Below are 18222 nucleotides of genomic sequence, written 5' to 3' on the forward strand. Positions count from 1 at the left end.
TGTTAACATCGCTCCTCTCGCGCGGATCGTAGCGTGCCGGAACGCCCCTCAGACTGAGGCACGCGCGCCAGCCGCCCGCCCCGTGCAGCATGCCCCCGGGCCTTCGGTCTCGCGATTCCGCACCCAAGCGCCCTCAACCGCATTACCCATCCACTGACGATGTCCGCAGGCCTGAACCCCGCTCAAAATGAAGCGGTCCGTTATCTTGACGGTCCGTGTCTCGTGCTCGCCGGCGCAGGCAGCGGCAAGACGCGCGTGATCACGCAGAAAATCGCCCACCTGATCGAGGCCAAAGGCTTCGAGCCGCGCCACATCGCCGCCGTCACGTTCACGAACAAGGCCGCGTTGGAAATGCGCGAGCGCGTGGGCAAGCTGCTCGAAGGCAAGACGCTCACGACGCCCGGCAAGGAAGGCCGCAAAGTGCCCGTCAACCAGTTGACGGTCTGCACCTTCCACTCGCTCGGCGTGCAGATTCTGCGACAGGAAGCGGAACACGTCGGCCTCAAGCCGCAGTTCTCGATCATGGATTCGGACGACTGCTTCGGCATGATCCAGGAACAGGTCGGCTCGACGGACAAGGGCTTCATCCGCAAGATCCAGTCGATCATCTCGCTGTGGAAGAACGGCATGATCATGCCGGAAGAGGCGATCTCGATTGCCGCGAACGAAGATGAACATCAGGCCGCGATCGTCTATCGCAACTACGTGGCGACGCTGCATGCCTATCAGGCTGTCGATTTCGACGACCTGATCCGTCTGCCCGCCGAACTGTTCGCGAAGAACGAGCCGGTGCGCGACCGCTGGCAGAACAAGCTGCGCTATCTGCTGATCGACGAGTATCAGGACACCAACGCGTGCCAGTACGAGCTGCTCAAGCAACTCGCCGGCCCGCGCGCCGCGTTCACCGCGGTGGGTGACGACGACCAGGCGATCTACGGCTGGCGCGGCGCGACACTGGAAAATCTCGCGCAGCTCGGCAAGGATTTCCCCAAGCTTCATCTGGTGAAGCTCGAGCAGAATTACCGTTCGACGGTGCGCATTCTCACCGCCGCGAACAACGTCATCGCGAACAATCCGAAGCTGTTCGAAAAGAAGCTGTGGTCCGAACACGGCATGGGCGACACGATCACCGTCACGCCTTGCAACGATGAAGAGCACGAGGCCGAGTCCGTCGTGTTCCGCCTGTCCGCGCACAAGTTCGAGCGGCGTGCGAATTTCCGCGACTACGCGATCCTGTATCGCGGCAACTTCCAGGCGCGCATTTTCGAGCAGGTTCTGCGTCGTGAACGGATCCCGTATGTGCTGTCGGGCGGCCAGTCGTTCTTCGACAAAGCCGAGATCAAGGATATCTGCGCGTATCTGCGCCTGATCGCCAACGCGAATGACGACCCCGCGTTCATCCGCGCGATCACCACGCCGCGCCGCGGCGTCGGCAATACGACGCTCGAAGCGCTCGGCTCGTTCGCGGGCCAGGCGAAGGTGTCGCTCTTCGAAGCAGTCTACATGGGCGGCATCGAGGCGCGCCTGTCGCCGCGCCAGATCGAACCGATGCGCGTGTTCTGCGACTTCATGCAGCGTCTCACCGACCGCGCCGAGAAGGATGCCGCCGGCCCGCTGCTCGACGAGTTGATGGACGCGATTCACTACGAAGCCTATCTGTACGATGCCTTCGACGAACGTCAGGCGCAGTCCAAGTGGCAGAACGTGCTCGAATTCATGGAATGGTTGAAGCGCAAGGGCACCAAGGCTGAGCCCGAGGGCTCAGGGAATAGCGAAGCAACCGGCTACGATACCGCCGACGGCCTCGGCGACACCGGCAAGAATCTGCTCGGCCTGATCCAGACTGTGGCGCTGATGTCGATGCTCGAAGGCCGCGAAGAAGATCCTGACGCGGTACGGCTCTCGACCGTGCACGCGTCGAAGGGGCTGGAGTATCCGCACGTGTTTCTGGTGGGCGTCGAAGAAGGCATCATGCCGCACCGTGGCGGCCCCGACGACGAGCCGATCGACGACGAGCGCATCGAGGAAGAGCGCCGTCTGATGTACGTTGCGATCACGCGTGCGCAGCGCAGCCTGCATCTGAACTGGTGCAAGAAGCGCAAGCGGGCGCGTGAAACGGTGGTGTGCGAGCCGTCGCGCTTCATCCCCGAGATGCTGCTCGACGACGCTCCGCCGCCGACGCCCGAAGAAGCGCCGATGTCGCCGAAAGACCGGCTTGCGAGTTTGAAGGCGCTGTTGCAGAAGCCTTGAATGAAAAAATCCCTGCCCGTGCTGTGACGGTGCAGGGATTTTGCGTTTTGCGACAACTGCCGGAGGCGATCCCGGAAGCGGCTTATTTCGCCGCGCTCACCATGTAATCGACGGCGGCCTTTACGTCTGCGTCGGAAGCAGTGGAACCGCCTTTGGGCGGCATCGCGCCCTTGCCATGCAGTGCGTAGTTGTAGACCGTGTCGATTGGGTCTTTCAGACGCGCTGCCCAGGCTTCCTTGTCGCCGAACTTCGGCGCGTTCAGCACGCCGGCCGCGTGACACGCCTGGCAAACCTGCTGATACAGCGCCTTGCCGGCTTGCGAGGCGTCCGCGCTTTGCGTGCCGCCTGCTGCCGGTGCGGCCGCTTGCGGCACGCTTGCCATGGCCGCCATCGCGGCGGCAGCCTGTGCGGCTCCTGCGTCCGAAGCGCCTGCTGGCGCCGCAGCGGCAGCGCCCGAGGCTGCTGCTGCCGCACCCGCTGCCGGTTGCGCCGGTTCAGGGAAACTCGCGCCGGCATTGTTCGCCATGTAAACCACCGCACGGGCGATTTCGAAGTCGCTGTAGTCGTCCGGGCTGGTGCCGCCGCGCGGGGGCATCGCACCCTTGCCGGCGAGGGCCGTGTGCCACAGCGTGTCGAAGCCTTGCGAAATGCGCGGCGCCCAGTCGGCGGTATTGGTGAATTTCGGCGCACCTGCCGCACCGGTCGCGTGACACGCCGAGCAAACGGCCTTGTAGACCTCTTCGCCGGTCTTGTAGACGCGCGGCGCATTAGCGTCGCGAATGTCGACCTGGGCGAACGGCTTGATGCGCGCGTTGACCTCGGCTTCGGAGAGACTATCTGTGCCGGCGCCAGTGCGTGTCGAATTATCGACGTAGATCACGAGCAGAACGATGATGACGATCGGTACCGCAAAACTGGCAATGATCGCGGCGATGAGCTGCCCGGGGGTTTTGATTGGGGCTTCGTGTGGTGCTTCGCTCATGCTTGTCTCGTCTCCGTGGGTATGTGAGCGGTACAGCGTGACGGCAACTTCTTTTTCTTAATTCAGGCACGGACGATTATAGACGCAAGGTTTCGATGGCGGCGAGGGGCGGCGGCGAGGTGTTCAGCAGGCGTTTACCCGCATCGCGGGGTGCGGCCGGCGCCGTCTGGGGAGCACCTAATCCCGCCATGCAGGCCGTCCGGTGGACGGTTTGGCCGAAACCGGGTATCCTTTCGGTCTCGCTTTGGCGTCGGTCCTGTTCAGGTTGCCGCGCTTTCGTGTTGAAGCGCCCGTAGCTCAATGGATAGAGTACTGCCCTCCGAAGGCAGGGGTTGCTGGTTCGATCCCAGCCGGGCGCACCAATAGCCGTAAGGCTTTCAGCGGTTTCTCTGCTTCATCGTTTACTCCCAGTACAGTGAAAATACAGTCAGCCGGCGGTCGTCTGTAGGTCGACGACCTGCGTGTGCGGCTGAACCCAGCGTGCCAAGTGATCGGCCGACAGGTGCGCGTAGCGTTGCACCATTTCCAGCGTTTCCCATCCTCCCAGTTCCTTGAGCACCTGTAACGGCGTGCCACGCTGCACATGCCAGCTTGCCCGAGTGTGGCGCAGATCGTGGCACCGGAAATTGCGAATACCGGCGCGCTTCAGCGCTTCTGTCCATTCAACAGTCACCCTCTGGTAGACCGGCTTGCTCATGCTTATCGTTTCCTGATGCTCGCTATCGGCACATCAGGATCACGCATCATGCGTGGTGTGTCTTGAGCCAGTCGCGCAGCGCGTCGTTCATGCGCGTTTGCCAGCCTTCGCCGCTTGCTCTGAAACGCTCGACTATCTCAGCGTCGTATCGAACCGTTACCGCGACTTTCGGGTGCGCGAGCTTCGGCCGGCCGCCGCGCGGCTTCATCTGTGCGAACTGTTCATCGGTCGGCTCAAACGTGTCAGGGTCGGCCGCGATGCCGCGAGCAATTGCGGCTTCTTCTTCGGGCGTGTTACGGATCAATTTGGGTTGCTTTTTCATAGCGGTCTATCTCCCGGTTGTTCGCCTTTCGCAGACTGATAACCCGAAAGGTTTCGCTGCGCTGCGTGAACACGACGCAATAGAGGCGGGCGTCGATCACGGCATAGCCAATTTCGCGCAACTCGCCGTAATCCTTGCGGTCGTCGGGTGCGCACCATACGGACGACCAATCAATCGCTTCAGCGTTGGACAGAGATACGCCGTGCTTCTGTTCGTTGGCGTCGCTCTTGGCTTGGTCGTGAGTCGTTTTCATACGGTTATTGTAGTTACAAAAACAAAGAGCCGCAACAGGTTTTTGTAACTACGTTTACTTGCTTGGCTTGCGAAAATGGTTTCGGTGTCGGTCACTCGTCGGGTCGTCGCGCGTTTCGAGGCACACGGCAACGACGCCTCGCAGACCTCGTGCGCTCACCCGTCAAGGTCGCGCAAGCCTGCCTCAGGGCAGCCACGCCAATGGCCCCTCGCGTCTGATGCGTTTCCGCTTCCTCCTGCGGGATGCCTGACATGAATTGGCCGTTCGGCTACAGACCTATCAGAAGGTTCAGAATTTGAATGACTTCGCATTTAAAAACTCCATTTCAGAGTAAGGCAGCCCACGAACCACCAAATCAGCGCTATCATCATGGCTGGACTTTCACCGCTGAACTTAGTCATGAATCCGAAGGATGAACAGTTTTTCAAGGCGTTGGGCTCGCGTATCGCCAGCGCCCGCAAGGCCCACAAGTTCACTCAGCAGCAACTTGCCGAGCAGCTTGGCATTGCCCAGCAGACCCTCGCCCACTACGAAGGCGCGCGGCTGCGGCCGCCCGTCTCACTGCTACCGGAGTTGACCAAAACGCTTGGGCTTTCATCCGATGAACTGTTGGGGCAGGACGTGACTCGAGATAGGAAACGCGGGCGGCCCTCTAAGCTTCAACAGCAGCTCGAGGCGATCAGCCGGCTACCGAAAGCGCGGCAACGCTTCGTATCCGAGATGCTTGATATGGTGCTGGCACAGACCCAGCAGTGAGGAAGGAAATTTGACGTAGTAGAAGAAGCGCGGGCCGCATGGGCGGCAACCCATACGGCCCGCTGACCACCACCAACTCACCGAAGGAGTTGACCATGGCTAACGCCAATCTTAAACCACGTCGCGCACGCGACGAACAAGTCACACGCATTTCCGTTGCGCTTGAAGCAGACCGCACGCACGAACACGGCAGGCGTACTGCCTTTCCCTGGATGCAGGTTACCGATGCCATGCTCGAACACGCCGGCTTTCTGCCGGGACACCAGGTCCTGTTCAGCATCGACTACCGGCTCGGACAGATCACCATTACCGCGGACTATGACTACAGGGTCGCCAGCAGGTACATGACGGCGCCGGAGACTGAGGCCATGCTGCAAAGACGCAGCAAACGGACATAAACAATCCACAAAAAGCAAACCCGGCCTCGGCCGGGTTTGCTTTTATTCGATCTCTAACGCGTTCAACTTTAACGTTATTAACATTGTCGGTTTTGACTCGGCCTCACACCTTCACACCCTTACCAGCAGCTTCCCAAGATTCTTCCCTTCGAACAGGCTATTAAGCGCGTTCGGCAACGCATCGAAACCATCGATGTACGTCTCCTGATAAACGATTTCACCGTTCTTCACCCACGGCGCGACGGTCTGCAGCATCTCGTCCATCCGATGCACGAAGTCGCGCGCCAGAATCCCCTGGATCGTCGCGCGCTGAAACAGCATGTGCTGCAGGAAGCGCGGTGCGAGGTCCGGCGTGTCCAGCCCCCCATCGTATTGGGCGATCGCACCGCAGATCACGATCCGTGCGCGGCGCTTGATGAGCGGAATCACCGCGTCGGTGATCATGCCGCCCACATTGTCGAAATAGACATCGACGCCGCCGGTTGCCGCTTGCAGCGCCGACTGCAAGCCTTCGAGCGTGGGATGCGCCCGATAGTCGACCGCGCCATCGAGCTTCAGTGTATCGGTCAAAAACGCGCACTTGTCCGGGCCGCCCGCGATCCCGATGACGCGGCATCCGGCGCGCTTGCCGAACTGTGCGACTAGCGAGCCGACCGCGCCCGCCGCACCGGACACGACCAGCGTGTCGCCCGGACGCGGCCTGCCCGCTTCCATCAAACCGAACCACGCGGTGCGTCCCGGCATCCCGAGCACGCCGAGCGCGGTCGAAACGGGCGCTGCGTCCGGGTCCAGTTTGGTCAGCTCGCTGTGATGGCACTTGGCGTATAACTGCCAGCCGCTATAGGCCGACACCCAGTCACCCTCCTTGAACAGCGGGCTTGCCGACGCCACCACTTCACCAACCACGCCCGCTCGCTGCACGATGCCAAGCGGATGCGGCACATCGTAAGTATTGCGTTCGTGCTGCTGGATTCGGATGTACGGATCGACGCTAATAATGCGCGCCCGAATCAGCACCTCATTCGATGACAAACTGCCGTCGAGCTCGCTTTCGCGCAACTCGTAATGCTCATCGTTAACGCGTCCCTCGGGGCGCTTGACGTAAAACCACTGGCGATTTTGATAACTCATGTGAGGACTCACTGCTGTCGTAGACGGTGATCGATCTTACCAGCGGGGCTGTCGCACGCGTGCGCACCTGACGTCGCATCCGGATGGACGTCGTCAGGCCGGGAGCCGACGGAACATGTGCCTGATCCCAAGCTTGTTGAAAGCCGCGCATCCCGTTAGAATCGCCCGGTCACTGGGGAGTAGCCTTCCTTCATCCATTGAAGGAGAGCGCGTCAACATACTTGGCCTGCGGGTCATGGCGCGTTCGACCGGGTCGGTTTGGCGAGACCATTGGCGTACTGCTTCGTTCTGGTCGGACGGGTCGCGGTGCGTCATTGGTTCGTCATCTACGTCCGACCGCGGAGTTGCCCTGTGAAACGTCGTAGTGCCCTGCCAGTCTCCCCGCTTGGCCATCCGTTGTGCCGCGTTCCCTTTGGATTTGCTGGGAGCCAAGCATGACCGGTCTCCTGTTCGAACTTGCCCTCATGCTGGTCGTCATTCTGGTGGCGGCCGAGCTCTTCACTAACGCACTCGAACATCTCGGCGAGCGCCTGAAAATCTCCGAAGGTGTGACGGGCTCGCTGTTCGCGGCGGTCGGTACCGCCTTGCCCGAGACGCTCGTCCCGTTGCTCGCGATTGCCGGTGGCACAGCTGACAGCGCGGTCAATCAGGAGATTGGCGTCGGCGCGATTCTAGGCGCGCCGCTCATGCTCTCTACCCTCTCCACCTTCCTGATGACGCTCGCGATTCTTGGCTCGCGCGGTATGGGCGGCTGGGTTACGCCGGAGCGCACGGGTTTCACGCGCGATCTGAACTATTTCCTGTGCGCCTTCGTGCTGGCGGCCGCGGCGATGTACGTGCCGCACGAACAGATGATCGTGCGGGCGCTGTTCAGCGCGGCGCTGGTCGGTGTGTACATCACCTATGTGGTGCTGACGTTCCGCGCATCGAACAAACTGGTCGACGCCGGCCACGGCACTGAAGCGCCGGGCAAGATGCTGCTGTCGCGTCTCGGCTTGCCCACCAATCTCGTGACCATCGTGGTGCAACTCGCGCTGGCGGTTGGATTGCTGGTGTGGGGCGCGGAAGGCTTCATCCACGGTGTGCGGGGTGTGTCCCAGGTGCTCGGCGTCTCACCGCTGCTGCTCTCGCTGCTGATTATTCCGATCGCCACCGAGTTGCCGGAGAAGGTCAACAGCATCCTGTGGATTCGCCGTGGCAAGGACACGCTGGCGTTCGGCAACATCACCGGCGCGATGGTGTTTCAGGGAACCTTGCTGCCGGCAATCGGCATTCTGCTGACGCCATGGACGCCGCGCATCGAAGTGGTGACCGGCATCGTGATTACGCTCGCCGCCGCCGCATGGCTGCGGATCAACGTGCGCGAACGCGGCGTGCCGGTGTGGGCGCTGCTGGTGTGCGGCGTGCTGTACGCCGGCTATCTGGTGATCACCCTGACCCGCTAGGCGAGTGATGAAAGGCCCGGGAGGCCGCGCAGAAACCGCAGCAAAGACTGCAGCGAACGCGGCCTAAGCGCGGCCTTCCCAACAAGCCGCCCTTAATTCGACGGTGCCGCAGTCGTTGCCGCGCTATCCGGCTTGAACACCGTGTTCCAGTCATCCTTCATATCGACGACGAGCCAGCCTTTCGCGCCGGCTTCGTCGAGGCCCTTGTCGAGCTTGCCGCTTTTCGCCGTGCGATCGTACGCATACTCCCGTTCGCCGTCAGTGTGGTGCAGCAGCGCCGCGAAGCGCGGCCCGTCGCCGGCCGAGGTCCATTCGAGCATCGGCACGTCGCCGTCCGCGTTGCCGAACGCGATTACCGGACGCCTGCCGATCACGCGGGCGATGGCGAGCGGTTTGGCTGCGCCGTCGACAAGCGTGTCGACCTGCGCAAGCCGGGTCAACGCGACGGCGCCATTCGTCTGGCTGTACTTGTATTTGACGGTGCTGCCAATCACCTGCTCGGGCGGAATGCCGTACACGCGCTGCGCCATGTCGCGGACGAACTCGACATCGCTGCCCGTCACCAGATAGGTCCTGAAGCCGTTGGCGCGCAGGTAGGCGAGCAACTCGAGCATTGGCTGATAAGCGAGGTCGGCGTACGGGCGGTTAAAGCGCGGGTCACTCGCGGAGTCGAACCATTCGTGCACGAGCGCGGCGAATTGATCGCTGGTCATGCCGGCATGCGCCGCCGCCAGCAGCCTCATCGAGCCGGCGTCGCCGCTCGCCGCGACACTTTTAAGATTGCCTCTCAGAATTGAGCGAAACGGTTCCTGCCGCTTCCATTCCGGATGCCGCCCGGCCACCGTCTTCACCCGTTGCAGCGCAAACACCAGTTGTACCGAGGCGGGCTGCTCCGGCCACAACGTGCCGTCATTGTCGAACACGGCGATCCGGTCGGCGTGCGCGATGAAATCCTTCGACTCGGGCGTGGTGACCAGCGTGACGAAGTCGACAATCGAGCGCTTGGTCGCGGTGTCGTTCCACGATGGGAGGGCGGCGGCGGTCGACGCGCCGGCCGGCGACTCGCTCGTATCGTGGCGCGGCGTAACGGTGCAAGCTGAAAGAACCACGACGGTCAAAGCAATGCAGTACCGGTGCATCGTGCGAATCATGAAAGCCTCATCAAAAGCGGTGGGTCAAACTTTGAGCGAGCGCCAGTCTAATGGGCCTAGGTGATTGTTGCAGCCCATTCTGTTGTTTTTTTTGAGCGGCCGCGTCAATGCCGGTGATTCGCAACGGCACATTCCGCCATGCGGTTACTTAAGCATTGAGCGAATAAATATTCAAAGCTACGGAGAAACTATGCAATGCGAATGGCTATAAAAATCTAATGCAGGCGGAAATTGACGAGCTTTCGATCGTGTTACAAATTTATCTCTGTAATTATCGGGAACGTTTGCTAGTATTCCGCAACGACGTCCCACGTTGTGCACTTTCTACTTTCCGCATGCCGCGGTTGGCGCGGCGTCTCTTTGGTTTGAAGGAGCGTCCATGCAAGCCCTGTATCCGGTCGTACCGTCTGTCCAGCTTGTTCGAGAGACTTAGCGCGATTTAATCGTGTGCCTCATCTGTCTCGCATATTTTCCCGGCTGCGCGTGGCTGCCGGGTGGGCTAACACGCGTCTGCGATTAGTTCGATTTAATTCGAAAATACGAATGCTGTTTCCTTGGTTTTATTTGCGTCGGGCAAAGGAATGCGTTCGCCTATAAGAAATGCCCATAGACGAGGTGTGGGAATGGGTTGTAAATGCGTGGTTTGGTCGGCAGCGTTATACGCCGCCTCGGTGATGTTGTCGCCGGCGTTCGCTCAGGCATCGGCCGACGAAGCCAATAAGAGTAATAATCCGCTCAATCTGGCCGCGTCATTCAACATCCAGAATTACTACACGCCGAGCGTGTTCGGCGCGAGCGCGCACACCAACGATCTGCTCTTGCGCCCCACCGTGCCGATCGGCCCGAACAGCCTGATCGGCGTGCCGGAAATTTTCCGCGCCACGCTGCCGGTCAGCACGCGGCCCGATCCGAGCGGTGGTTATAACACCGGCCTCGGCGACCTGAATCTATTCGACATCTTCCTGCTCTCCCAAGGCGACGTGCAGATCGGTGTCGGCCCGCTCGTGACCATGCCGACGGCCACTGACCCGAGTCTAGGTACCGGCAAGTGGCAGGCTGGCCTTGCCGCTGTCGCCGTAAGCGCGACCAAGGCGCGATTGCTCGGTGCGCTGGTGCAATGGCAACACTCGTTCGCGGGGCAAAGCAGCCGGCCGACTACGCAGTCGCTCACTGCGCAGCCGTTTGGCATCTTCAACCTGCCGGGCGGCTGGTACATCCGCTCGACCGGCACCTGGACTTTCGACCTGCAGCACGGCAGCTATTACATTCCGGTCGGCCTTGGCGCCGGCAAGGCGTGGAAGGGTGGCTCGACCATCTACAACGCGTTCATCGAACCGCAGTACTCCGTTGCCCATTCCGGCGCAGGGGTGCCGAAGTTCACGATCTTCGCGGGCTTGAATATGACGTTCGGCAAATAGACCAGAACCTGAGAGAAAGCAGTCATGACATTGCTTAAACGCCTGCAAATCGGCGCAGTCGTCGCCGGACTGTCGCTGACGATGTTGCCAATCACGCAAGCTGGCGCCCAGGCCGCGGCTTCGTCCGCGACCGTTACAGCCTCACCGGACGAAGCGCGCGCGATCGCCAAGGATGCGTTCCTCTACGCGTATCCCATGCTGTTCAACTACAAGACTCTGTACCAGCAGGCGCTCGATTCCAGCTCGAAGTCTTACGTGGGTGGTTTCGGCAAATTCCGGAATTACTCGCAGCCGTACGGTCCCGAGAACAAGGAAATCGTCACGCCGAATAACGACACGCCGTACTCGTGGGCATGGCTCGATCTGCGTCGCGAACCGTGGGTGCTGACGGTGCCCGCGGTGCCGAACGAGCGTTACTACGTGTTCCAGTGGATCGACCTGTTCACGTACAACTTCGCGTACGTCGGTTCGCGCACCACGGGCAACGGCGCGGGCCACTATCTGTTCGCCGGACCGAACTGGCAAGGCGACACGCCCAAGGGAATCGACAAGGTGTTCCGCTCGGAGACGGACCTGATCCTGACGCTCGGCCGCACGGCGCTCAACGGTGCGAGCGATGTGAAAAACGTTCAGGCGATTCAGAAGCAATACAAGCTCACGCCGTTGTCCGCCTTTGAGCACACGGCTGCACCGCCTCCCGCGGCGAAGCTGACGTTTCCGAAATGGGATGAAGCAAAGGCGACTTCGGTCGATTTCATCGCGTACCTGAACTTCCTGCTGCAGTTCACGCAACCGCCTGCACCCTCCGAGAAGGAATTGATGGCGCGTTTCGCGAAGATCGGCATTGCGCCGGGCGTCCCGTTCGATCCGGCCGCGTTGCCACCGGAAACCCGCGCCGCGCTCGAAGCGGGCGTCGCCGACGGCAAAGCCGCGTTGGCCGATGCGGAAAAACACACCACCGGCTCGTTCAACCTGTTCGGCAGCCGCGCGGATCTGAAAGGCGACTACACCACGCGCGCCGTCGCCGCGGCGATGGGTATTTACGGCAACACCAAGGAAGAAGCGGTGTATGTCGGCACCCACGTCAATGCGGAACACCAGCCGCTGCTCGGCTCGCAGCCTTACGTGCTGCATTTCGACAAAAAGGACCTGCCGCCCGCGAAGTTCTTCTGGTCGATGACGCTGTACGACCTGCCCGCCCGCCATCTGGTCGCGAATTCGATCAACCGTTACTCGATCGGCGATCGCACCAAGGGTCTGAAATACGGCGCGGACGGCTCGCTCGATATCTACGTGCAGCACACGTCGCCCGGTGCGGACAAAGCGTCGAACTGGCTACCGGCGCCGCCGGGCGCGTACGACCTTGTCATGCGTATCTATGGGCCCGATCAGACGGTGCTCGACGGCACCTGGAAATTTCCCGAGCCGCAAAAGCGCTAAACCGTGCATGGACGAACCTGAGAGCAATATGAACAAGAAAACCGCGACATGGGTCACGGCTGCCGTGCTGGCGGCGGTCGCCGCCCCCATTCTGGCGAAGACGCAACAGGGCCAGCCGAGCCATGCGACAGCCACCGTGCCGTCCGTGCCAGGCCCAGTAGCCGGCTACGCGATCTCTGAAGAATACGCACGGCTGGTGGCGCGCCAGACCTACTTCTGGGCGTGGCCGATGGTGAACGTCTATGGCCGTCTGCTGGCGATGAAGCAGGTGCCGCAACCGGGTCTGAACGGCGGCATCGTACCGGTCGCGCCGCCCAACCACCTGTCGATGCTGCGCGACTATATCCAGCCGCAGGAGCGATTTGTCGCGTGTCCGAATCAGGATGTGGTCTACGGCTCCGCGATCCTCGATCTGAACCAGACGCCGGTGGTCGTGCAGGTGCCTGATTTTGGCAAACGCTTCTGGGTCTATCAGGCCGTCGATCTGCGTACCGACGGTTTCGCGAGTCTGGGCAAGATGTACGGCACGCGTCCGGGCTTCTATCTGTTAGCGGGGCCTGACTGGCACGGCCAGGTGCCGAAGGGCATCCGCCAGGTGTTCCGCTCGCCGACCGGCGTCGGCAGCTTCATCCCGCGCGTTTTCATGGACGACACACCTGAAGATCGGGTGGCCGTGCAATCGGTGATCGCGAAGGTTGGCCTGTATCCGCTTGCCGCGTACGACGGCACGATCAAGGAGACCGACTGGTCGAAACTGCCGAGTTTCGGTCCGACCGGTGGTGCCGCGGGCGGCAACGCCGAAGAGATCAAGTGGGTCGATCCAAACCGGTTCTGGGACGAACTGCCCACGGTGCTCGACCAGACGCCGCCGCAACGCGGCGAAGAAGCGCTCTACGCGCAGGCGCGAGCGCTGATCGCGGCGGCGCAGAAAGATCCGGCGATCAAGACCGCGATCGTCGACGAAGCGGCCAAGGCCGATGCGGATCTGGTCACGCCACTGTTCAACTTCAACACCTTCGGCAAGCGGCTGCCCGCTAACTGGAACACCATCAGCAACGGCGCGGCATTCGGCACGGACTACTTCACGCGCACGGCGGTGGCGAAATCGAACATCTTCGTCAACAAGCCTAACGAGACCAAGTATTTCTACGGCGATGCCGACGCATCCGGTCAGCGTCTCGACGGCAACGCGCACTACACGGTGACGTTTGCTAAAGATAGTTTGCCGCCGGTCAAAGGGTTCTGGTCGCTGACCCTATACAACTCGCATCACTTCTTTTCGCCGAATGCGCAGAACCGCTACTCGCTCGGCACCAAGAATCGGGATCTGAAGTTCAATGCCGACGGCTCGTTGACACTCTACGTGCAGAACACGAGCCCCGGCGACGACAAACTCGCCAACTGGCTGCCGGCGCCGGCCAACGAAGCGTTCTCGCTATATGTGCGCGCGTATTGGCCGCAGCAACCGGCGCTCGACGGCAGCTGGACGCCGCCGCCGGTTGTGCGCCAGCCATGAGAACCACATTGTCGTCCACCCGTGCGGCTTGCCGCTGCACGTCGTCCATACCCTGGTCCGCGGAGTGAGAATGCGGAAATCTATTTTCATGAGGATGACTATGAGTCGCCCTAACCGTTTGTTCGCAAGCCGGTCACTCGCCAGGTTGTGCACGGGTGCGCTTCTCACTACCGCTGGCCTGGGTGTCTCCCAGCAAGGGTGGGCGACTGAAGGTGGCATCGGCAGGCCGATTACCGGCATGCAGGTTACGCCGTACGCCGGTGTCGTGCCGCCTACCGACGACTGGATCGTGTCAGCCACCACCATCTATTACGAAGGTTCGTTAGGCGCGAGCAAGACGATTCCGATCGCCGGGCAGATTACTGCGGGCGTTAACGTGACGGCGGTGTACACCATCGTCAATGCGGTCAAGACGTGGGGCATTACCGCGGGTGGCTGGAACTTTGCGTCCGCGTTCGGGGTGCCGTTCCAGTACACCGACATCTCGTCGTTTCACGGCCATTTGCCGAATGATCACAACACACAGTTCGCCGACTTGTTCTTCACGCCGGTGGTGGCCGGATATCACCTGACCAAGACCGACCACATCGCGTTCAGCGTGCAGATTTACGCGCCGACCGGTGGTTACAGCTCGAGCCGGCTGGCCAATGCCGGCCAGAATACGTGGACCTTCACGCCGACCGTCGCCTATACGAAGCTGTTCCCGAAAGAAGAGATCGAGTTGTCCGTGAACTACGGCATTGGGTTTTACACGGCCAACAGTGACACTCACTATCACAACGCGCCCGTCAGCGTGCTCGACCTCCTGGCGCTCAAGCGCTTCGGTGGCTGGGGCGTGGGCGTCGTGGGCGGCTATATCCAGCAGATCGGTCATGACAGCGGCGGCCTGGCCGATGTCACCGGCGGCAATCAGGGGCATTCGGTGGGCATCGGGCCGATGGTCACGTGGTCGGGCAAGGTTCAGAAAACGCCGGTGTCGGCGTCGCTGCGTTGGGTCAACGAGTTCAATGTCAGCAACCGGCCTAAGGGGAATGCGGTGGAGCTGTCGGTCAGTGCGACCTTCCAGTAACGGAGCATGCATCTGGTGATCCGTCGTTCCTTGCCTGTGCCGTGTCGTGTGCCGCGTCCCGTCGACGCCGCTTCGTCCATCAAGGTCGATGGACGCCGCCGCAGCGGCAGATTGCGCGCCTCGGCGGTGGCCGCGGCGGTGCTGCTCGTGTCGGTCCATGGCCACGCGGAATCGAAATTCACCGATCCCGAAGACGGCGCATTCGACCTGAGCAATCTGCTGCTGACGCATCGCGGCGTATTGCCTGTGCCGACGCTAATCACCGAGCCTGCGGTCGGCTACGGGCTGGGACTCGGCCTGCTCTATTTCTCGCTGCCGAAGAAAAGTGCCGACGCGCCCGACGATTCCAAGGCGCCGCCGAACATCACCGGCCTCGGCGGTTTTGCGACTGGTACCCATAGCTGGGGTGCCGCCCTGATGCACTTCCACACTTGGGACGACGACCACATCCGCTATCTCGGCGTGATCGGCAAGGTGGGGCTGCATCTGAACTACTACGGCATCCAGAATCAACCGCGCGCCTACCAGCTCGACGGTATCGCGCTCGTGCAGCAGGTGTTGTTCAGGCTCGGCAACAGCCACTGGTATGTCGGCCCGCGCTACACCTTCTTCGACGCGAGCACGCGCTTCGGTCCGATCATTCCGGAGGGGATTCGCCAGTTCGAGAAGGATCAGCGTGTCGCCAAGGGCGGTGTGGTGGTCGACTACGACACGCGCGACAACATGTTCTATCCGTCGAGCGGCACTTATGCGGAACTCGAAGCGGACCTCGCGCGGGGCGGTCTCGGCAGTTCCACCAACTTTCAGGAGCAGACGGCACGCGGCTACCAGTGGATTCCGCTCTCGAAGAGCTGGGTGCTCGGCCTGCGTGCCGACACCGGTTTCTCGCAAGGAAACATTCCGTTTTTTGCGCAGCCGTATGTGTCGTTGCGCGGTGTGTCCGATGCGAAGTTCCAGGACAACAACCAGCTCACCGCGGAAGCCGAAATCCGCTGGAACGTCACGCCGCGCTGGTCCGTGCTCGGCTTCGGCGGCGTGGGCAAAGCCTATGGCCATCTGCATTCGTTTTCGGATGCGCCCACCGCGTTCGGCTTCGGCACAGGTTTTCGCTATCTGATTGCTCGCAAGCTCGGCGTGACGATGGGGATCGACGTCGCGCATGGGCCGGGGCAGAACGCGTTTTACGTGCAGGTGGGCAGCGCGTGGCGCTGACCCGAACGATCGGCGTTGCCCGATCGAGGTTCACAAAGGAGACGGCTTATCCGCCCGGCAACCGCAGGCACGCCGGGTCGAAACAAGCCGCGATTCAGAGTTGTTTGGTTCGGCATGTTGTGCCGATGTTTTGTTGATTCGAGGAAATGACGATGGAAAAACAAAAACGCTATCAGCGGCTCACCGCTGTCACAGTCGCTGTCGCTACGCTTTGCTTCTCACACGCAGCAGTCTCGCAAACCGCCGCGCCTAACAAGGACGCAACGGTCATTACGAAGCAGGAAAACGCCGAGGTCTATAAGCAACTGCCGTTCGACGATAAGCAGGACTTCGAAGACGCGCAACGAGGGTTCATCGCGACGATCCCGAACGGCGTCATCAAGACCGACGACGGCGGCACCAGCTGGGATCTGAACAAGTACAAATTCCTGCAAGGCCAGGCGCCCGATACGGTGAATCCGAGCTTGTGGCGCAACGCGCAACTCAACATGTTCAATGGTCTGTTCAAGGTCACCGATCACGTCTATCAGGTGCGCGGCCTCGATCTGGCGAACATGACGATCGTCGAGGGCGACAACGGCATCATCATTATCGACGTGCTGGTCACGAAAGAGGCGGCGCGCGCCGCGCTCGATCTGTACTACCAGCATCGCCCGAAGAAGCCGGTGCTGGCCGTGATCTATACACATAGTCATGCGGACCACTACGGCGGCGTGAAGGGCGTGGTCGACGAAGCAGACGTGAAGAGCGGCAAGGTGAAGATCATCGCACCGGAAGGCTTCCTCGCCGAAGCCGTCAGCGAAAACGTGTTCGCCGGCAACGCGATGGGCCGCCGCACGCTCTATCAATACGGTGCGTTCCTGCCGGCCAGCCCGCGCGGTCAGGTCGATGCCGGCCTCGGCAAGACCACCTCGTTCGGCACGCTCGGGCTGATTGCGCCGACCGACACGATCAGCAAGACGGGCGAGACACGCACCATCGCTGGCGTCCAGTTCGAATTCCAGATGGCGCCGGGCACGGAAGCGCCGTCCGAAATGCTGATCTACATGCCCCAATTCAAGCTGCTCGATACCGCCGAAGACACGACCCACACGCTGCACAACCTGTATACCCTGCGCGGTGCCCAGGTGCGCGATGCGGCGAACTGGTGGAAGGTGCTGAACGAGGCGATCGTGCGTTACGGCGACAAGACCGACGTCGTTATCTCGCAGCATCAGTGGCCGACGTGGGGGCAGGAGCGTGCGGTCAGCTATATCGCCGGAACGCGTGACATGTTCAAGTACATCCACGATCAATCGCTGCGCCTCGCGAACGAGGGCTACACGATGACGGAGATCGGCGAGCAGATCCAGGTGCCGGATACAACCGGCAAGAAGTGGTACAACCGCGGCTACTACGGCTCGGTAAATCACGATTCGAAGGCGGTGTACCAGCGCTATCTCGGCTGGTACGACTCGAACCCGGCGAACTTGCATCCGTTGCCGCCGGAAGAAGAGTCGAAGGAATTCGTGCGTTACATGGGTGGCGCGGATGCGGTGATGGCGAAGGCGAAACAGGACTTCGACAAGGGTAACTACCGCTGGGTCGCCACCGCGATGAACAAGGTGGTGTTCGCCGATCCGGACAACAAGGCGGCGCGCAATCTCGAAGCGGACGCGCTGGAACAGCTTGGCTACCAGACCGAGAATCCGACGTGGCGTAACGAGTATCTGATGGGCGCGTACGAGTTGCGCAACGGCGTGCCGAAGGTGCCAGGCGTCAATACGGTGACGCCGGATGCGGTTGCCGCGATGAGTCCGTCGTTGCTGCTCGACTACATGGGCATCCGCCTGAACGGTCCGAAGGCGAACGGCAAGCATACGACCATCAACTGGGATCTCGGCAACGGCGAAAAGTATGCGATCGAGTTGCGCAATTCCGTGCTGGTCTACACGCAGAACGCGACGCTGCCGAATGCGGACGCCACGCTGACCATGAGCAAGGATGGGTTCGCATCCCTGCTGATGGGCGGCCAGACGCTCGACAAGGAAACGCAGTCGGGTAAGGCCAAGGTGGCCGGCGATTCGCAGAAAGTGACGGAACTGTTCAGCATGCTGGACAGCTTTAATCCGATGTTCAACATTGTGACGCCGTAACAGTCTGCATTGCAGATGGCGCGGGAGGCTTATAGCGAGCCGCCCGC

The 18222-nt window shown here is 61.3% G+C and carries 15 protein-coding genes, 1 tRNA gene, 1 pseudogene and 1 riboswitch; of the genes and pseudogenes, 11 read left to right on the top strand and 6 right to left on the bottom strand.

What is annotated here, in order from left to right:
• Positions 1 to 159 precede the first annotated feature (159 nt).
• Positions 160 to 2250 (top strand): UvrD-helicase domain-containing protein, encoded by a 2091-nt coding sequence (locus ACUN0E_RS42040; RefSeq protein WP_408509270.1) that lies wholly within the window; start codon positions 160 to 162, stop codon positions 2248 to 2250.
• 82 nt (positions 2251 to 2332) lie between these two features.
• Here ACUN0E_RS42040 and ACUN0E_RS42045 read toward each other — a convergent pair whose 3' ends face one another.
• Positions 2333 to 3232: a c-type cytochrome gene (locus ACUN0E_RS42045; protein ID WP_408390934.1), complete on the bottom strand. Its 900-nt coding sequence runs from the start codon at positions 3230 to 3232 to the stop codon at positions 2333 to 2335.
• Positions 3233 to 3518: 286 nt separating this feature from the next.
• On the opposite strand from ACUN0E_RS42045, the gene ACUN0E_RS42050 reads away from it, so the two are divergent.
• Positions 3519 to 3594, top strand: a tRNA-Arg gene (locus tag ACUN0E_RS42050).
• 65 nt (positions 3595 to 3659) lie between these two features.
• Here ACUN0E_RS42050 and ACUN0E_RS42055 read toward each other — a convergent pair.
• The 3 genes and pseudogenes from ACUN0E_RS42055 to ACUN0E_RS42065 all read right to left on the bottom strand — a co-directional run.
• A pseudogene (locus tag ACUN0E_RS42055) lies at positions 3660 to 3920 on the bottom strand (tyrosine-type recombinase/integrase); the annotation flags it as partial.
• A gap of 55 nt (positions 3921 to 3975) precedes the next feature.
• Positions 3976 to 4251 (bottom strand): BrnA antitoxin family protein, encoded by a 276-nt coding sequence (locus ACUN0E_RS42060; RefSeq protein WP_115781380.1) that lies wholly within the window; start codon positions 4249 to 4251, stop codon positions 3976 to 3978.
• Positions 4223 to 4504 carry a BrnT family toxin gene (locus tag ACUN0E_RS42065; RefSeq protein ID WP_445570258.1) on the bottom strand — a complete coding sequence of 94 codons (282 nt, stop codon included), beginning with the start codon at positions 4502 to 4504 and terminating at the stop codon, positions 4223 to 4225. Before ACUN0E_RS42065 ends, ACUN0E_RS42060 begins: the two co-directional genes overlap by 29 nt.
• A 399-nt stretch (positions 4505 to 4903) precedes the next feature.
• Here ACUN0E_RS42065 and ACUN0E_RS42070 point away from each other — a divergent pair, with 399 nt between their 5' ends.
• Positions 4904 to 5260, top strand: coding sequence for a helix-turn-helix domain-containing protein (locus ACUN0E_RS42070; RefSeq protein ID WP_445570259.1), 357 nt, complete (start codon positions 4904 to 4906; stop codon positions 5258 to 5260).
• 95 nt (positions 5261 to 5355) lie between these two features.
• Positions 5356 to 5658, top strand: a complete 303-nt coding sequence (locus tag ACUN0E_RS42075; RefSeq protein ID WP_445570260.1) for a hypothetical protein — start codon at positions 5356 to 5358, stop codon at positions 5656 to 5658.
• 111 nt (positions 5659 to 5769) lie between these two features.
• On the opposite strand, the gene ACUN0E_RS42080 is transcribed toward ACUN0E_RS42075, so the two are convergent.
• The gene (locus ACUN0E_RS42080) at positions 5770 to 6789 is read right to left on the bottom strand and encodes an NADP-dependent oxidoreductase (protein WP_445570261.1); all 1020 of its coding nucleotides are present in this window, start codon (positions 6787 to 6789) and stop codon (positions 5770 to 5772) included.
• 162 nt (positions 6790 to 6951) lie between these two features.
• Positions 6952 to 7123: riboswitch (yybP-ykoY riboswitch) on the top strand.
• Between the two features lie 100 nt (positions 7124 to 7223).
• Between ACUN0E_RS42080 and ACUN0E_RS42085 the strand changes: the two genes are divergently transcribed.
• Positions 7224 to 8234, top strand: a complete 1011-nt coding sequence (locus tag ACUN0E_RS42085) for a sodium:calcium antiporter (protein ID WP_445570262.1) — start codon at positions 7224 to 7226, stop codon at positions 8232 to 8234.
• Positions 8235 to 8326: 92 nt separating this feature from the next.
• On the opposite strand, the gene ACUN0E_RS42090 is transcribed toward ACUN0E_RS42085, so the two are convergent.
• A complete protein-coding gene (locus tag ACUN0E_RS42090) occupies positions 8327 to 9385 on the bottom strand; it encodes an HAD family hydrolase (RefSeq protein WP_445570263.1) in 1059 nt (352 codons plus the stop codon).
• 623 nt (positions 9386 to 10008) lie between these two features.
• Here ACUN0E_RS42090 and ACUN0E_RS42095 point away from each other — a divergent pair.
• The 6 genes from ACUN0E_RS42095 (at position 10009) to ACUN0E_RS42120 (ending at position 18175) form a co-directional block, all read left to right on the top strand.
• On the top strand, positions 10009 to 10803 hold the full coding sequence (locus ACUN0E_RS42095; protein WP_408226075.1) for a hypothetical protein: 795 nt from the start codon (positions 10009 to 10011) through the stop codon (positions 10801 to 10803).
• Positions 10804 to 10827: 24 nt separating this feature from the next.
• Positions 10828 to 12243: a DUF1254 domain-containing protein gene (locus ACUN0E_RS42100; RefSeq protein WP_445570264.1), complete on the top strand. Its 1416-nt coding sequence runs from the start codon at positions 10828 to 10830 to the stop codon at positions 12241 to 12243.
• A 28-nt stretch (positions 12244 to 12271) separates the two neighbouring features.
• Entirely contained in the window at positions 12272 to 13759 is a 1488-nt protein-coding gene (locus ACUN0E_RS42105; protein WP_445570265.1) for a DUF1254 domain-containing protein, read from the top strand.
• A 100-nt stretch (positions 13760 to 13859) separates the two neighbouring features.
• Positions 13860 to 14828 (top strand): SphA family protein, encoded by a 969-nt coding sequence (locus ACUN0E_RS42110; protein WP_445570266.1) that lies wholly within the window; start codon positions 13860 to 13862, stop codon positions 14826 to 14828.
• A gap of 15 nt (positions 14829 to 14843) precedes the next feature.
• Positions 14844 to 16040, top strand: coding sequence for a BamA/TamA family outer membrane protein (locus ACUN0E_RS42115; protein WP_445570267.1), 1197 nt, complete (start codon positions 14844 to 14846; stop codon positions 16038 to 16040).
• 152 nt (positions 16041 to 16192) lie between these two features.
• The gene (locus tag ACUN0E_RS42120; protein ID WP_408226090.1) at positions 16193 to 18175 is read left to right on the top strand and encodes an alkyl/aryl-sulfatase; all 1983 of its coding nucleotides are present in this window, start codon (positions 16193 to 16195) and stop codon (positions 18173 to 18175) included.
• Positions 18176 to 18222 lie beyond the last annotated feature (47 nt).

The organism is Paraburkholderia sp. D1E, from assembly GCF_052682275.1.

What these genes read in the sequence shown, in the direction of transcription:
- ACUN0E_RS42040 (WP_408509270.1), top strand. Translation starts at nt 160, where the DNA reads ATGTCCGCAGGCCTGAACCCCGCTCAAAATGAAGCGGTCCGTTATCTT.
- ACUN0E_RS42090 (WP_445570263.1), bottom strand. Translation starts at nt 9,385, where the DNA reads ATGATTCGCACGATGCACCGGTACTGCATTGCTTTGACCGTCGTGGTT.
- ACUN0E_RS42095 (WP_408226075.1), top strand. Translation starts at nt 10,009, where the DNA reads ATGGGTTGTAAATGCGTGGTTTGGTCGGCAGCGTTATACGCCGCCTCG.
- ACUN0E_RS42085 (WP_445570262.1), top strand. Translation starts at nt 7,224, where the DNA reads ATGACCGGTCTCCTGTTCGAACTTGCCCTCATGCTGGTCGTCATTCTG.
- ACUN0E_RS42060 (WP_115781380.1), bottom strand. Translation starts at nt 4,251, where the DNA reads ATGAAAAAGCAACCCAAATTGATCCGTAACACGCCCGAAGAAGAAGCC.
- ACUN0E_RS42120 (WP_408226090.1), top strand. Translation starts at nt 16,193, where the DNA reads ATGGAAAAACAAAAACGCTATCAGCGGCTCACCGCTGTCACAGTCGCT.
- ACUN0E_RS42080 (WP_445570261.1), bottom strand. Translation starts at nt 6,789, where the DNA reads ATGAGTTATCAAAATCGCCAGTGGTTTTACGTCAAGCGCCCCGAGGGA.
- ACUN0E_RS42070 (WP_445570259.1), top strand. Translation starts at nt 4,904, where the DNA reads ATGAATCCGAAGGATGAACAGTTTTTCAAGGCGTTGGGCTCGCGTATC.
- ACUN0E_RS42105 (WP_445570265.1), top strand. Translation starts at nt 12,272, where the DNA reads ATGAACAAGAAAACCGCGACATGGGTCACGGCTGCCGTGCTGGCGGCG.
- ACUN0E_RS42075 (WP_445570260.1), top strand. Translation starts at nt 5,356, where the DNA reads ATGGCTAACGCCAATCTTAAACCACGTCGCGCACGCGACGAACAAGTC.
- ACUN0E_RS42110 (WP_445570266.1), top strand. Translation starts at nt 13,860, where the DNA reads ATGAGTCGCCCTAACCGTTTGTTCGCAAGCCGGTCACTCGCCAGGTTG.
- ACUN0E_RS42045 (WP_408390934.1), bottom strand. Translation starts at nt 3,232, where the DNA reads ATGAGCGAAGCACCACACGAAGCCCCAATCAAAACCCCCGGGCAGCTC.
- ACUN0E_RS42065 (WP_445570258.1), bottom strand. Translation starts at nt 4,504, where the DNA reads ATGAAAACGACTCACGACCAAGCCAAGAGCGACGCCAACGAACAGAAG.
- ACUN0E_RS42100 (WP_445570264.1), top strand. Translation starts at nt 10,828, where the DNA reads ATGACATTGCTTAAACGCCTGCAAATCGGCGCAGTCGTCGCCGGACTG.